Source organism: Chryseobacterium sp. Y16C, from assembly GCF_022488405.1.
GTDB classification, from domain to species: domain Bacteria; phylum Bacteroidota; class Bacteroidia; order Flavobacteriales; family Weeksellaceae; genus Chryseobacterium; species Chryseobacterium geocarposphaerae.
The window spans coordinates 2045863-2060203 of record NZ_CP092711.1 but is presented as its reverse complement, the minus strand read 5'-3'; the positions used below and the strand labels follow the sequence as shown (position 1 = coordinate 2060203).

At 34.6% G+C, this 14341-nt stretch carries 17 protein-coding genes and 1 other RNA gene; 6 read left to right on the top strand and 12 right to left on the bottom strand.

The features are described 5' to 3' along the window. Positions 1 to 8: 8 nt before the first annotated feature. Positions 9 to 683: a beta-carotene 15,15'-monooxygenase gene (locus tag MKS83_RS09105; RefSeq protein WP_100376549.1), complete on the bottom strand. Its 675-nt coding sequence runs from the start codon at positions 681 to 683 to the stop codon at positions 9 to 11. Further along, positions 676 to 1167 carry an RNA polymerase sigma factor gene (locus MKS83_RS09100; RefSeq protein WP_039367723.1) on the bottom strand — a complete coding sequence of 164 codons (492 nt, stop codon included), beginning with the start codon at positions 1165 to 1167 and terminating at the stop codon, positions 676 to 678. Before MKS83_RS09100 ends, MKS83_RS09105 begins: the two co-directional genes overlap by 8 nt. 172 nt (positions 1168 to 1339) lie before the next feature. Here MKS83_RS09100 and rnpB point away from each other — a divergent pair. Next, positions 1340 to 1664: RNase P RNA component class A (rnpB, locus tag MKS83_RS09095), an RNA gene on the top strand. An 81-nt stretch (positions 1665 to 1745) separates the two neighbouring features. Here the strand turns inward: rnpB and MKS83_RS09090 are convergent. The 4 genes from MKS83_RS09090 to MKS83_RS09075 form a co-directional block, all read right to left on the bottom strand. Then, positions 1746 to 2288 carry a hypothetical protein gene (locus MKS83_RS09090; protein ID WP_240582899.1) on the bottom strand — a complete coding sequence of 181 codons (543 nt, stop codon included), beginning with the start codon at positions 2286 to 2288 and terminating at the stop codon, positions 1746 to 1748. Between the two features lie 39 nt (positions 2289 to 2327). Beyond that, on the bottom strand, positions 2328 to 2705 hold the full coding sequence (locus tag MKS83_RS09085; RefSeq protein ID WP_240582898.1) for a hypothetical protein: 378 nt from the start codon (positions 2703 to 2705) through the stop codon (positions 2328 to 2330). Between the two features lie 127 nt (positions 2706 to 2832). Then, on the bottom strand, positions 2833 to 3702 hold the full coding sequence (locus MKS83_RS09080; RefSeq protein WP_240582897.1) for a polyphosphate kinase 2 family protein: 870 nt from the start codon (positions 3700 to 3702) through the stop codon (positions 2833 to 2835). A 97-nt stretch (positions 3703 to 3799) separates the two neighbouring features. After that, complete coding sequence (locus tag MKS83_RS09075) at positions 3800 to 4279, bottom strand: DUF1573 domain-containing protein (RefSeq protein ID WP_240582896.1); 480 nt, start codon at positions 4277 to 4279, stop codon at positions 3800 to 3802. Between the two features lie 129 nt (positions 4280 to 4408). Between MKS83_RS09075 and MKS83_RS09070 the strand changes: the two genes are divergently transcribed. The 5 genes from MKS83_RS09070 to MKS83_RS09050 all read left to right on the top strand — a co-directional run bounded on the left by MKS83_RS09070 (position 4409) and on the right by MKS83_RS09050 (position 9921). Then, a complete protein-coding gene (locus tag MKS83_RS09070; protein ID WP_240582895.1) occupies positions 4409 to 7024 on the top strand; it encodes a valine--tRNA ligase in 2616 nt (871 codons plus the stop codon). A gap of 68 nt (positions 7025 to 7092) precedes the next feature. Beyond that, the gene (locus MKS83_RS09065; RefSeq protein WP_240582894.1) at positions 7093 to 7734 is read left to right on the top strand and encodes a DUF4241 domain-containing protein; all 642 of its coding nucleotides are present in this window, start codon (positions 7093 to 7095) and stop codon (positions 7732 to 7734) included. Positions 7735 to 7833: 99 nt separating this feature from the next. Then, the gene (locus MKS83_RS09060; RefSeq protein ID WP_240582893.1) at positions 7834 to 8679 is read left to right on the top strand and encodes an alpha/beta fold hydrolase; all 846 of its coding nucleotides are present in this window, start codon (positions 7834 to 7836) and stop codon (positions 8677 to 8679) included. Then, a complete protein-coding gene (locus tag MKS83_RS09055) occupies positions 8672 to 9316 on the top strand; it encodes an HD domain-containing protein (protein WP_240582892.1) in 645 nt (214 codons plus the stop codon). The genes MKS83_RS09060 and MKS83_RS09055 overlap by 8 nt, the downstream gene beginning before the upstream one ends. A 29-nt stretch (positions 9317 to 9345) precedes the next feature. Further along, positions 9346 to 9921: a hypothetical protein gene (locus MKS83_RS09050; RefSeq protein ID WP_240582891.1), complete on the top strand. Its 576-nt coding sequence runs from the start codon at positions 9346 to 9348 to the stop codon at positions 9919 to 9921. Positions 9922 to 9935: 14 nt separating this feature from the next. Here MKS83_RS09050 and MKS83_RS09045 read toward each other — a convergent pair whose 3' ends face one another. The 6 genes from MKS83_RS09045 to MKS83_RS09020 all read right to left on the bottom strand — a co-directional run bounded on the left by MKS83_RS09045 (position 9936) and on the right by MKS83_RS09020 (position 14209). After that, on the bottom strand, positions 9936 to 10157 hold the full coding sequence (locus MKS83_RS09045; RefSeq protein ID WP_240582890.1) for a hypothetical protein: 222 nt from the start codon (positions 10155 to 10157) through the stop codon (positions 9936 to 9938). Between the two features lie 193 nt (positions 10158 to 10350). Then, entirely contained in the window at positions 10351 to 11241 is an 891-nt protein-coding gene (locus MKS83_RS09040; RefSeq protein ID WP_240582889.1) for a DUF72 domain-containing protein, read from the bottom strand. 181 nt (positions 11242 to 11422) lie between these two features. Continuing rightward, a complete protein-coding gene (locus MKS83_RS09035) occupies positions 11423 to 11623 on the bottom strand; it encodes a helix-turn-helix transcriptional regulator (protein ID WP_100376537.1) in 201 nt (66 codons plus the stop codon). Continuing rightward, positions 11620 to 12078, bottom strand: a complete 459-nt coding sequence (locus MKS83_RS09030) for a hypothetical protein (protein WP_240582888.1) — start codon at positions 12076 to 12078, stop codon at positions 11620 to 11622. The genes MKS83_RS09035 and MKS83_RS09030 overlap by 4 nt, the downstream gene beginning before the upstream one ends. A 126-nt stretch (positions 12079 to 12204) precedes the next feature. Next, entirely contained in the window at positions 12205 to 13872 is a 1668-nt protein-coding gene (locus MKS83_RS09025; protein WP_262496332.1) for a ribonucleoside-diphosphate reductase subunit alpha, read from the bottom strand. A gap of 49 nt (positions 13873 to 13921) precedes the next feature. Continuing rightward, complete coding sequence (locus MKS83_RS09020; protein WP_240582887.1) at positions 13922 to 14209, bottom strand: hypothetical protein; 288 nt, start codon at positions 14207 to 14209, stop codon at positions 13922 to 13924. Positions 14210 to 14341 lie beyond the last annotated feature (132 nt).

The window sequence follows — 14341 nt, the reverse complement described above, 5'->3', positions numbered from 1 at the left end:
TGGGTGAATTAAATTTCCTGAGAATCTATTTCTTTCAGCTGTTTTAAGTTCTTATCCAGTTTTCTGATGATGATTCCATAAACAAGTTTGTAATACAGCCAGATAAGCAACACACATAATGCTGTACTAACTATAATTATGGCAATAACGATCATAAGGTCTGAACCTTTAGGCTCTATGTTTTGGGAATTCAGTGCGTAAAAAATAAATGCTGTAAATGTCAAAATAAAAACAAGTAATATGGCAATGCTTATTAAAATAAAAGCATTTACAGTTTTCTTAAACTTAATGATACGGGTGATAAGACCTTTTAAGTTTTCCTCGATTTTTATCTTATGATAATTTTGATAGAATTTAAATACAAAATAGGCTGTAACGAGCAAACTTAGAACCTTTATTGCCAGATAAATGGTGTCAAAATTGGCAATGATTTCAGGGGTTTTTTGTGCTCCCAATCTCTCCAGAAGTTTTAAAAAACTATTGGATTCATCACCTTTTATGATGTAAAATAACCCTATTCCGGAAAAGAATAATAACTCTACAACACTGATCCAGAAAATATATTTAACGTAGTTACGTGATTTTCTGTTCAGCATCTGAAGAATCTCAGTGTTGTCGTATTTTTCTTGAACAGGCTGTTCTTGCCATGTTTTCTTAAAGCTGTCTAAATCAAATTCAGGCATGTTTTTCCATCTTTTCTTTAAGGGTTTTCTTTAATCTGTTCATTTTCACACGCGCATTGACTTCGGTGATCCCGAGGTTTTCTGCAATATCCTTATAAGGCAAATCATCCAGATACATCATGACGATGGCTCTCTCTATATTGGGAAGGGTTTTAATCACGGTATATAAAAGAGAAATCTGCTGCTGTTTCTCATCGTCATCCTCTACAAAATCTTTGTGATTAATATCCAGTTCGTTCGTAAGCGGGCTTTTGCTTTTTTTTCTGAAAAGCGTAATGGCTGTGTTTAAAGCTACACGATACATCCAGGTAGAAATTTTAGAATTTCCTTTAAAGGAACCGTAGCTTCTCCAAAGCTGTAAGACGATCTCCTGGAAAAGATCTTCCTCATCCTCAAGAGAATTGGTATAAAGACGCGAAACTTTGATAATCAATCCCTGATTATCTTTAATAAGCTGTGCAAATTCTTTTTCTTTTGAACCCAATGAGGATGTGTTGTTTAGTTGCACGAATATATGATATAATTTGAGAATTTAAAAATTAAGTAATTTGAAAATGAATGAATCATGTGAAACAGGAATAATAAATCTTCTTGCGAATTGAAAATTTTCAAATTATCACACTGCTACATTTTCAAATTATCTATCTTTGCAGCCACGAGAAAATCGGCTTGTTGATTCTTACTTCGGTAAGGGTAGGAAAGTCCGGACACCATAGAGCAGCAAAGCGGATAACATCCGTCACCCGCGAGGGTAGGACAAGTGCAACAGAAAGGATGTACAGTTCGGCTGTAGTGAAATCAGGTAAACTCTTTGTGGTGCAATGATAAGTATATCGGTTCTTTTCAGTAATGAAAATAGGGGTTGCTCGCTCTGAAAGCCGAGGGGTAATCAGCTAAAGTTTTGCAGCAATGCACGACGCAGATAAATAACAGGCGCTTCTTTTTGAAGAACAAAATCCGGCTTATAGATTTTCTCGTTTTTTTTTTTCTGAAAATTTAAATTGCATAAAATAGAAAAGCGGAGAGATTATCTCCGCTTTTTCTGTTATCTAAGGTCTTTAATTATCCTATAAATAAATAAACAATAGAACCTACATATGCCCATTCTACAGGAATACCGGTATTAGCTCCAAGTTGATTTGTATATACAACAAAACTTGCATTGGCAGCAATTACCGGATTTCCAATTGCAAAACTATCAATAGAGTCTCCTGTTGCAGGATCTACTAAGTTAAAAAGAAACCCTGCCCATTCATTTAATGTGGTCATTGAACTTACTGCAGGAGAGTTATAAGCCTGAGGTCCGTTGTATGCAGGATTGGGATTATTGATGATATTCCAGCCGGGAATGGGAAAAGATACGGAAGAGCCTCCTGTTGTATCAAAATGATCATAATCTGCAGTTTGGCCGGAAGGAACTGTGAATGTGCCATAAGGAGGATTAGGAAATGCAAACATTGCAGGTCCGCCGGGAGTTGTACGGCTTGCTGTAATAAGTCTGCCTACAGCATCAAGTCCTGTATTATTAACAATGACTAAAGTATGGCTTTGAGAAAATGCGAAAATTCCTAAGAATAGGAATATAAATAGTGTTAGTTTTTTCATGGTGAATACATTTGTTTGGATTAAATAATAATAAATGAATTAATTTTCAAGCTTCAGACTTCTATTGATTTGCTTCTTTTTTTCAAAATAAATCTTATTGGCCCAAACAATTATTTTTGTTTTATCACCTCCGGTTTCATGCATCATTTCTTTTTCGGAAATACCTGTAGAAAGAATTAAATCCTTTGAAGCGGGAACTAAAAGTTCTTTTCTTGAATCGCTCATTTCTAAAGAATGTTGTTTTCTTTCTTCTGCAGTAGGTCTGTTTTTAGGTTGGTTTACACTTCTCAATGCTTTGTTGAAATTTTCCATTTCTGGACTTTTCATACTTTCCACATTGTCGATTGCCGCTCTTTCATTACTGCAAGATGTTAAGCCTAATATTAGAAAGGCTGATAACAATAAATGTTTTTTCATGTTTAAAGTTTAATAATTTAGTGTTATAAATATAAATAAAAAAAATACACTAAAATGAAATTATTCACTTTTTAGTGTATTTTTTAATCACAAAACTTGCAATCAGTTATTGAAAGAGCTTTAATGTTTACTCGTTTTCCAGTTGTTTTTTTGCATCTTTCAGTTCCTGTTTATCTTTTTCCGAAAGTTGGGGATATTTTAAATTCATTTTTTCCATAGTATCAATAATGATCTGGATAGCAGCTACTCTTGCAAACCATTTATCATCTGCTGGCAAAACATACCATGGTGCATAATCCTTTGACGTTTCGTTGATAGCCTGTTCATAACAGTTCATATACTGATCAAATAATGCCCGTTCCGGAAGGTCACCCATAGAAAATTTCCAGTTTTTTTCCTGTTCATTAATTCTGTCCAAGAATCTTTTCTTTTGTTCATCTTTGGAAACATTTAAAAATATTTTTACAATAGTGGTCCCGTTTTGAGAAAGATGTTTTTCAAAATTTCGGATACTTTCATAGCGGTTTTCCCAGAATTTTTTATCAAAATCTTTGACCGATTTCCAGGTTTTTTCACTTAGATTATATTCAGGGTGTACCTTGCATACCAAAACACTTTCATAATGTGAGCGGTTGAAAATCCCGATCATCCCTTTTTGTGGTAATGCTAAATAATGTCTCCATAAAAAATCGTGGGAATACTCTTTTGAACTGGGAGTTTTAAAACTTGTCACATTACAGCCTTGCGGATTCACTCCTCCGAAAACATGTTCTACTAAACTGTCTTTTCCTGCGGCATCCATGGCCTGCAGCACAACGAGAAGAGATTGGCTGCCATCCGAATACAATTTTTCCTGCAGCTCGCGAAGCTTTTCTTTTTCCTGAACCAGAAGAATTTCTCCTTCCTCTTTTGTAAGTTTCCCTTTATATTGAGTTGAAGCTTTTTTTATAGAAAAACTTCCTTTGATGAGAAAATTGTCTGAAAAATCTTTATCCATAAATTGTATGTGTTTAAATTTTAATGAGTAAACGTAGTATAAATGTAATAAAAAAACCGTCTCAATGGAGACGGTTTTAATTTTTTTGAGTAGAGATTTATTTTGCTGCTGCAGCTTTTTTAGCTTCTTTGGCAGCTATCTTAGCTGCTTTCTTCTCAGCTTTTGCTTTTGCTTTTAGCTCTTCAGGAGTCAAAGGTTTTGGCTCAGGAGCATTAGGATCTACATTACCTTTAATATAGATTACGCTTCTGCTGTTTACCGGATCATTAGAAAATACTTCAATCATTTTGTTGAAAGCACCAGGATTAGCTGTGTTGTATCCAACTTTGATTTTTGCAGATTTTCCAGGAAGAATAGGATCTGTGCTAAATTCAGGAGTTGTACATCCGCAAGATGGTTTTACGTTTGAAATAATCAAAGGCTTATCTCCTGTATTCGTTACATTAAAAAATCTTGTTCCGTCTGCTCCCGGTTTAATAGCACCATAATCAAATGTTGTAGTGTCGAAAGTGATGCTCTGTGCAGATGCAACAGCAAATGTCCCGAATAATGCAATTCCTGCAATTAATTTTTTCATATTCTTGAATGTTAATACGTTTGTTTAGATAAATATTAAGAAACAAAGTTAAAAATTATTTTAATTCATACTTAAAATTTTTTTTCTTTAGACTATTTTTGCAAATTGTAAATTAAAGTAATAGAATTTATGCAGATTTCAGAAAAGTACAATCCACAGGAAACAGAACAAAAGTGGTACAATTACTGGTTGGAAAACAAATATTTCCATTCAGAGCCGAATGACAAGCCGCCTTACACTGTTGTAATTCCTCCGCCAAACGTTACGGGGATCTTACACATGGGGCATATGCTGAACAATACCATTCAAGATGTTCTGGTCCGTCGTGCAAGAATGCAGGGCTTCAATGCTTGTTGGATTCCGGGAACAGATCACGCTTCAATTGCTACTGAAGCCAAAGTTGTTGCTAAACTGAAATCAGAAGGGGTCAGCAAGTCTGATATTACCCGTGAGGAATTTTTGAAACACGCTTGGGACTGGACAGATAAATACGGAGGAACAATCCTTGAGCAGTTGAAAAAGCTAGGTTGCTCTTGTGACTGGGACAGAACCCGTTTTACCATGGAGCCTAAACTTTCTCAGCAGGTTATCAAATCTTTTGTTGATCTATACAATAAAGGATTGATTTATCGTGGCTACAGAATGGTAAACTGGGACCCTGAAGCGAAAACCAATATTTCAGATGAAGAAGTAATTTTCAAAGAGCAAAACGGAAAACTTTATTTCCTTAAATATAAGATCGAAGGTTCGGAAGAATTCCTTTCGGTAGCTACAACACGTCCGGAAACTATTTTCGGGGATACTGCGGTTTGTATCAATCCCAATGATGAGCGATATGCTCATTTAAAAGGTAAAAAAGTTATCGTACCGATTGTTGACAGAGTCATTCCGATCATTGAAGACGAATATGTTGATATTGAATTCGGAACGGGAGCTTTGAAAATTACTCCGGCTCACGATATCAATGACTACGAAATCGGACAAAAACACAATCTTCAGATGATTGATGCTTTGGATGATGATGGTAATCTGAATGATTACGGTTTACATTATGCCGGAAAAAACAGATTTGAGGTAAGAAAGCAAATTGCAAAAGAATTAGAAGAAAAAGATCTTTTGTTGAAAGCAGAAGATTATGTAAATAAAGTTGGAACTTCTGAAAGAACAGGAGCGGTGATCGAACCTAAAGTTTCCGTTCAGTGGTTCTTAAAAATGTCTGAAATTGCAAAACCGGCTTTGGATGTTGTAATGGATGATGAGGTTAAATTCTATCCTGAAAAGTTTAAAAATACCTACAAACACTGGATGGAGAACATCCGTGACTGGAATATTTCCCGTCAGCTTTGGTGGGGACAGCAGATTCCGGCGTATTATTACGGTGATGGAGAAAATGATTTTGTAGTTGCCGAAAATCTCGAAGACGCCTTAGCTTTAGCTAAGGAAAAAACTGGAAACCCGAATCTCGAAATCTCGAATCTAAAACAAGACGAAGACGCTCTTGATACATGGTTCTCATCATGGTTATGGCCAATGTCAGTGTTTGATGGATTGCTCGATCCTGAAAATAAAGACATCAATTATTACTATCCGACTTCAGACTTGGTAACAGGTCCGGATATTATCTTCTTCTGGGTGGCAAGAATGATCATGGCAGGATTGGAATACAGAAAAGAAGTTCCGTTCAAAAATGTTTATTTCACAGGAATTGTAAGAGATAAGCAGAGAAGAAAGATGTCAAAATCTTTAGGAAATTCACCTGATCCGTTGGAACTGATGGACAAATATGGAGCGGATGGAGTTCGTGTAGGAATTTTATTGAGCTCTGCAGCTGGAAATGACCTTCTTTTTGATGAAGATCTGATGCTTCAGGGAAGAAACTTCATGACAAAGATCTGGAGTGCATTCCGTTTGATCAACATGTGGAATCATGAAGATAAACCTGCCAATACAACGGAAATTCAGACGATCGAATGGTTTGAAAATAAATTGAATAAAACGATTGTTGAAATTAATGATCAGTTTGAAAAATTCAGAATTTCTGATGCCTTGCATTTGATTTATAAACTCATCTGGGATGATTTCTGTGCTTGGTATCTGGAAGCGATTAAGCCAAATTATGGTGAAGGAATTTCTAAAGAGGTTTACAATAAAACAATTTACTTCTTTGAGGAATTAATGAAATTATTGCATCCTTTCATGCCGTTCTTAACAGAGGAGTTGTGGCAAACAATTTCTGAAAGAAGTATTGAAGAGGCATTAATTATTGCTCAGCAGAAAAAAGCAGATGCATTCAGTGAAGATATTATTAAAAACTTCGAAACAGCATCTGAAATTATTTCGGGAGTTAGAAACTATCGTCAGACAAAAGGAATTTCCCCAAGAGAGACCGCTGAAATTTATACTAACGCATCAGAATTTGCGAATGAATCTGTTATTAAAAAATTAGCAAACGTTTCTGAAATTCATTTTGGTACGAAAACTGATAAACCTAGTTTTACATTCCTGGTGGGTGCAACGGAAATTTCAATTCCTTTAAGTGAAAACTTAGATTTGGAGGAGGAAAAAATCAAAACGGAAGAAGAATTGAAATATCTAAAAGGATTCTTAATTTCAGTTGATAAAAAACTTTCAAACGAAAAGTTTGTTGCCAACGCAAAACCGGAAATTGTAGAAGTTGAGCGCAAAAAACAAAAAGATGCTCTTGATAAGATTGCGATTTTGGAAGAAAAGCTGAAAAGTTTATAATTTAAAGGTTTAGGTTAAGGTTGAGTCTCAAGCTTAGCCTAAACCTTAATCTTAGCCTAAAAAATAAAATGACACACCTAGAAAATATACAGAAATTATTCTCTAAGAACTTCGTGGAAAGTCCGTTACTGGAAAGCTTCGAAGTTGGGAAAATCTACCTTTCAAGCGGAAAGCTTGTGTCTTGTGATCCTCTGATTACAAACGATATGCAGCCTTTCTCAACAGAATTTCCAAAAGGAGATTTTTCTGTTTTACTGCACAAAGAAAGAGAAAGTAATTGTGTTGCCTATGCTGAAATTATTTTCAGTGATTCAGAGATTGCTGAGTGGAAAATGGCGACAACAGTCGGACAAAATGTGAAAGATTTAGCTGAAGGAGAAGTTTTTGGTTACCCTGTAGAAAGTGGAATGGGCTGCTTTATGGATGTTGATACCCAAAACAGTCTTAATGAGCTCGAACAGAAATTATACAAAAGCAAAGGAGTAGACTTCATGGGGATTTATGAAGAATTTTTTCATGAATATTTCTTTGATGAAAACGGTGCGATTGATCAGTATGCATTCTTGAAGCCTTCAGAAGAACATCCGGGAACTATTTTTGCTTTTGAAACCGGATATGGAGAAGGATTTTATGCGAGCTACATAGCTTACAACAAAAATGGTGAACCTGTAAAAATTGTAACCGAGTTTATAGAAGTACTTGTGAGTTAATCAATTTAAATAACTATTTACCGCATACTGAAATAAAGTTTTCAGATAAAATATTTTAAAATAAAAAGTCCATTTTTGAAGTGGACTTTTTATTGTTTTATGGAAAAAATTATTCTTAAAACTGAAGATAATGTAGATCTGGCAGTTCATGTTTTTATTCCCGAAAGAAGTAATCATCGAGTTTTGCTGATTAATTCTGCAACAGGAGTAAAGCAGCAGATCTATTTTTCATTTGCTCACTTTTTCGCAGAACATGGGTTTACGGTCATTACCTATGATTATGCAGGAATTGGTCTCTCAAAACCTTTAAAGATGAAGAATTTTAAAGCTTCCATGAGAACTTGGGGAACAAAGGATTTTAAAACACTTACCCATTATATACAGGAGAATTTCCCGACCTATAAAAAATATTGTTTAGGACATTCTGTTGGCGCATTGATTTTAGGAATGAACCGGGATGCTGAGATATTTGATGAATTTGTCTTTGTGGGTACACAGAATGCTTTTGTAGGGAATTTAAGATGGCGAACGAAGGTAGAGGCATTTTTCGGATTTGGTGTTGCGCAACCACTATTTACGGAGCTTTTTGGCTATTTTCCTGCAAATTGGTTTGGCTTGGGAGAAAGTCTTCCAAAAAATTGCGCTTATGACTGGAGAACCTTAATTTTGAACAGGAAATCTACCAACCGATTGTTGGATCAAATAGAGGACTATTCTAAAAAATTAACTCAAAAAGTATTTGTGATCCGTGCAGAAGATGATGTATGGCTAACCGAAAAAGGCGTAAAAAGTTTATTGGAAGACACTTATCCGAATCTTAAGCCAACGTATAGAATTGTAAAAACCTCTGAATCGGAAAAAGGAGAAATAGGGCACATTAATTTTTTTAGAAGTTATAATAAAAAACTTTGGGAAATTATTTTAAAAGAATTGGTAAATGAATAATTTAATTGGAAACACGATAGAATTTGTAAAAGAAAAATTGGAAGGAGCGGAAGCAGGGCATGACTGGTTCCATATTGAAAGAGTGTGGAAACTTTCCAGAAAAATTGCGGAAAAGGAAAATTGTAATATTGAAGTGGTAGAACTTTCTGCATTGTTGCATGATATTGCAGATCCTAAGTTTCATAACGGAGATGAAACATTAGCTTTAAAAATTTCCCGTGAATTTTTAGAAAGCCAGAATGCTCCTGAAGATATCATAGAACAGGTTTTATTTGTGATTAAAAATATTTCATTTAAGAATAGAGGTGAAGCACCTAAAAATCTTCCGATTGAACTTAAGATCGTACAGGATGCAGATAGAATTGATGCAATCGGAGCGATTGGAATAGGCAGAACTTTTAATTTTGGTGGTTTTAAAAACAACCCGATGTATGATCCGAATAGTAAGCCTAATCTGAATATGACGAAAGAAGAATATAAGAAGTCTAATGGCACAACGATTAATCATTTCTACGAAAAACTCCTTTTACTGAAAGATTTGATGAATACTTCTGAAGGAAAAAAAATAGCAGAGGAAAGACATGATTTTATGCTGAAATTCCTTGATCAATTCTATAAAGAATGGAATGTTGATTAGATGATTTCTTAATTGACTATCTTTGTAATATGGGGTATCTTCTTTTTATCATATTGATTACTTTGATCATCTCGCTTCTTTTATCGAAGGTAAAGTTTGGGTGGGCAAAGATTTTCAGAGCTGTAATATTGGTTTTTTCCATTTCTCTTTTTACGTATTGGTTTATTAAAAAAAGTTCAATTGGTGTTGTGCAGAATGCCGTTGCTTTACAGCTTATCAATAAACTTCCCCAACCGCTGGACTTTTATGTGTTAAATATTAATAACAATAAAAATGATGCGTTAGAAGTTATGCACCTGGGTAAAATTCGTCCCGAATATTACAGAGTTGAATACCTGAAAATGACCAACTCGGATGAATACTGGATTATTGGTTATCTGGGTAAAAAGAATGCTGTTTATTTTTCTCAGCATTCGGTTCCTAATAAAAATATTGATCAGATGATCGAGGTACAGAATTACATCAATCAAAGTGTAAAACTTTCGGGCATTGCCAAAAAAGAAATAGAGGCCTATAATCAGGAAAACACTAAACTTGGAGTTTTAATTACTTTAAATCTCCTGCTTCTGTTTTTAAATCTTTCTTTATTCGTAAGAAAAAAATAAATTAGATTATCCTGTTAAGGATAATCTAATATTTGCATTACGATTTCTTTCACATCTTCCGGACAGTTTCTGATGATTCTGTCTTTATTATGTTTGTTGATCTGATTGGGGGTAACCCATTCAATTAATGGACTAGTATCATTATTTTCTACTTTTTTTATTGTATTGTCATTGTAGAATGTATACTGTTCCGCCTGGTCTCCTGTGAGGGTGATGGTACAAATTTCTTTTTCCATTATTTTAGTTTTATTAATTAATCTACATAGTGTGATTTAATCTGTCACAATATAGTGAATTTTATAAAATATTTAAAAATATTTTAAAGTATTGATTTTTTGTGCTTTTCGATGTGTTTTTTTGTGCTTTTAGGAGAGTGTTTTTAGATATTTTTTATTGATAATGTTGTTTTAATAAATTTTTCGTTGGCTATTAAAATAAAGTTTGCATGCTTTCGGTAGCCATTTGAGGTACTTTAAGCTCGGTTTTCCATTCTTCATTCATTTTTTTGATAAAATAAGCCGATAAAAGTGGAGAGGCTTTTTCAATATTTTGATGGACGAAGAAATAAAGATTTTGGAGTCCTTCTTTCTTCCATTCTGTAAGATGTTTTAGCCAGTCGTCCAATCTTTCATAATCGCTCTCTGCATTCGCGCCCACATATCTGATAAAAGCGTTGGGAGTAGTAAGCCTCATGTGAAGCATATCTCTTCTTCCGGCTGTGTCTACAATGATATTGGTTATGTTGTTTTTCTCAAAAAGGTCACAGGTTTTATTCAGAATTTCCTCATCACTGAACCAGTCTGTATTTCTTAATTCTATGGCTAACGGAACTTCTTGTGGCCAGTTATTCACGAATTTTTCCAATCTTTCATAATCTTTTGGCTTAAAGTTGTCATGAAGCTGAAGAAAAACCATTCCTAATTTTTTATCAAAATTCAGTACGGCTGAAGCAAATTGTGTGACCACATCATCAACATTTAATAATCTTCTAAAGTGAGAAACTGTATTGGTGATTTTAGGGAAAAACTTAAAATCTGCCGGTGTTTTTTCTTTCCAGGTTTCTACCTGTTCCGGAGTGGGCATTCCGTAGAAAGTAGCATTCAGTTCAATAGAATTGAATTGCATAGAATAGTAAGAAAGCTCGTCTTTAGTTCCCTTGGGATAAAATCCTTTAAGATCGGTTTTGTTCCATTTAGCACACCCGATTGAGATATTTTCAAGCCCTTTTTTATTTTGCTTCAAAATGTCTTTCGTTCTGGGGTGATCTTTTGGTAAAGTGAAATCTATTTTTGAGGGGTCTTCTACTTGTCCGAATTTCATAAGAATAACATTTTAGTCTATAGCTAATTTAAGAATTTAAGGGGGTAATAGCATTATTTATTCATTCTAATATTTGTGAATTAGTTCTTTTTTTCTGTAAAAAATGTTTGTTAAAAGATAATCATAAACAAAAAAACATAGAATTTCTATGGTTTATTTTTCGGATGAGATGAAATAATAATCAATCATTATCTTCAAGTAAAAAGATATTTTCCACATTTTTTTCGAAATATCTTGCAATTTTTAAGGCTAAAACTGTAGAAGGAATATATTTTCCTGCTTCCATTGCATTGATGGTCTGCCTTGAGACACCTATTATTTTTGCAAGGTCTTCCTGAGTAATATTTTTTACCGCTCTTTCTATTTTAATCGTATTTTTCATTGTTTAAGCAATACATAATTAAATCTGAAAACATACAGAATCAGTGGTAAAAATATAATAAGAATCATTACGGTAAAAAATGCGATCCCGAATACGGTCAGAAATAAGAGTAAAATAAGAGAGTAGGTCACTGCTAAGCTCCAGAATACAGATTTTAACCTTAAACCTGAAATATACTCATCTTCAATTTTTTCTTTTGAGAATCCGATTAATATTCCTCCTATAATGATGAGTATTCCAAAAATATTCGGAAAGAGATCGATCTCCGCTTTTGTAAATAATCCGGACTTTTCATTGCTTAGGGGAAATCCTGAATTGTAAAAAACAGGTAAAGAAATTTTAGGAAAAGCGAAAAGATTTGTCAGCGTTAATATTCCCATAATTAAAGAAGGAATAAAAATAAACCATCCTATTTTTTTGAAACGGTTCGGGAAAAGTTTTAATGTATTTTTCATAATCTATTTTTGGTATCCAAATGTAATAAATATTTTACAAAATGTAAAGTTTATTTTTACTTTTTGTGAAAATAAAAACCGCAGAATATTCTGCGGTTCCCTAGTTTTTCAATTGTTTATTATTTGCTATGCTTCACAAGCTGAACAAGTAACAAAGTTTACCATCAGTTCTTTAGAAACTGAAGAACTTCTTTGATAGTATAATGTTTTTACTCCTTTTTTCCATGCTTCGATGTAAAGGTAGTTTACATCTTTTACAGGCATGGTGGAAGGAATCTGTAAGTTCAATGATTGAGCCTGGTCAATATATTGCTGTCTCTGTGCAGCCTGAGAAATGATCTCCATTGGAGAGATTTCTTTAAAGGTTTTAAATACAGCTTTTTCTTCGTCAGTCAATTCTTTCAAATGCTGAACAGATCCGTGATTCAACATGATGGTTCTCCATGTTTCTTCGTTGTCAAGGCCTTTCTCTTCTAATAATCTTGCTAAATATTTATTCTTACGCATAAAGTTTCCTTTAGCAAGCCCCGCTTTATAATAGTTGGAAGCAAATGGTTCAATCCCCGGAGAAGTCTGTCCTAAAATAGCAGAACTTGAAGTTGTAGGAGCGATCGCCATTGTGGTGGTGTTTCTTAATCCGTAACCTTTCAGTAATTCCGGCTCTCCGTAGATGTTCGCCAATTCTCTTGATGCCTGTTCAGCCTGTTCTTTAATATGTCTGAAAGCTCTTGCGTTGAACTGAGTTGCCTCAAAACTTTCAAACGGAATCATATTTTTCTGTAGGTAAGAATGGTATCCTAAAACTCCCAATCCAAGTGCTCTGTGACGCATTGCGAAGTTTCTTGCTCCCTGAAGATAATAATTACCTTCTGTTTTGTCGATAAATTCTGATAAAACCGCATCAAGGAAATAGATTGCCAATTTTACTGCATCTGTGTCTTTCCACTCATCATACAATTCTAAGTTCATGGATGATAAACAGCAGATGAAAGACTCCTCCATAGAAGAAGGAAGCATGATTTCAGAGCAAAGGTTACTTGCATTTACAGGTAATCCTAAGTCTTTATAGACCTGTGGTTTATTTCTGTTCACGTTATCGGTGAAGAAGATGTAAGGAAGTCCTTTTTGTTGACGGCTTTCCAACACTCTTGCCCAGATTTTACGTTTTTCCATGTCTCCATCGATCATATCCTGCATCCAGTAATCAGGAACACAAATTCCTGTAAATAGGTTCTGGATCGGACTTCCGATGTCTTTAATGGATAGAAATTCTTCAATATCTCCGTGGTCGATATCAAGATAAGCTGCAAAAGCTCCTCTTCTTACACCTCCCTGAGAAACAACGTCCATTGCTGTATCAAACAATTTCATGAAAGAAACTGCTCCTGAAGATTTTCCGTTATCTGTTACGGCAGTTCCCCTGTTACGAAGTTCTCCGAAATATCCTGAAGTTCCGCCTCCGATTTTTGTCTGCATGATTACTTCACCCATTTTATGCGTGATTCCTTCAATACTGTCCGGAATATGAACGTTGAAACAAGAAATAGGAAGACCTCTCTGTGTTCCCATATTGGCCCAAACCGGTGACGAGAAGCTGATCCATCCTTTTGTGATCATTTCTTTGAATGCCGGCTGAAGTTCAGGCTTATATAATCTTTTTGCAGCAGCAGTAGTAATTCTGTCGATGGCTCCTTCCACGGTTTCACCTTTCAGCAAATAGCCTCTGTTTAGCATTTGCTCAGACTCTTCATTGAGCCACCATATATTTGCGTTTTGTTCTTCCATAGTCTTTATATTTTCGAATTCCTGAATGCTTTTACACGCTCAGGAATTTTGTTGTTGTTTATATTGATTGTAAAATTTCTATTGTATGCGAACCGTTCAGCCCGCTTTCATCTCTTAATCTTTGAAATTCTTTAAAAGAAGGAACATTCAAAACCTCATGCTGTACCTCTTCATTGATGTAGTTTGAAGAATGTAAAAATGTAACACCATCTTCTTTCAGATATACTTTATACTCAAAAGTAGCTGGATCTAGTTTTTTAAAGTCATCCAAAAACTTCTGAATATTCGCTTTATTTTCTGAAACAAATTCCGGCTTTACGGTATAGGTTACCATTACATTGATCATGTTTTTGTGTTGTATTTTATGTTTTAAAAACGAACTGTCATTCCGAGGAACGAGGAATCTAAAAGATGCTTCGTGAACTTCGCTCGCAGATTTACAGTCAATCTGTGTTCATCATGACATCGCTAATACTAA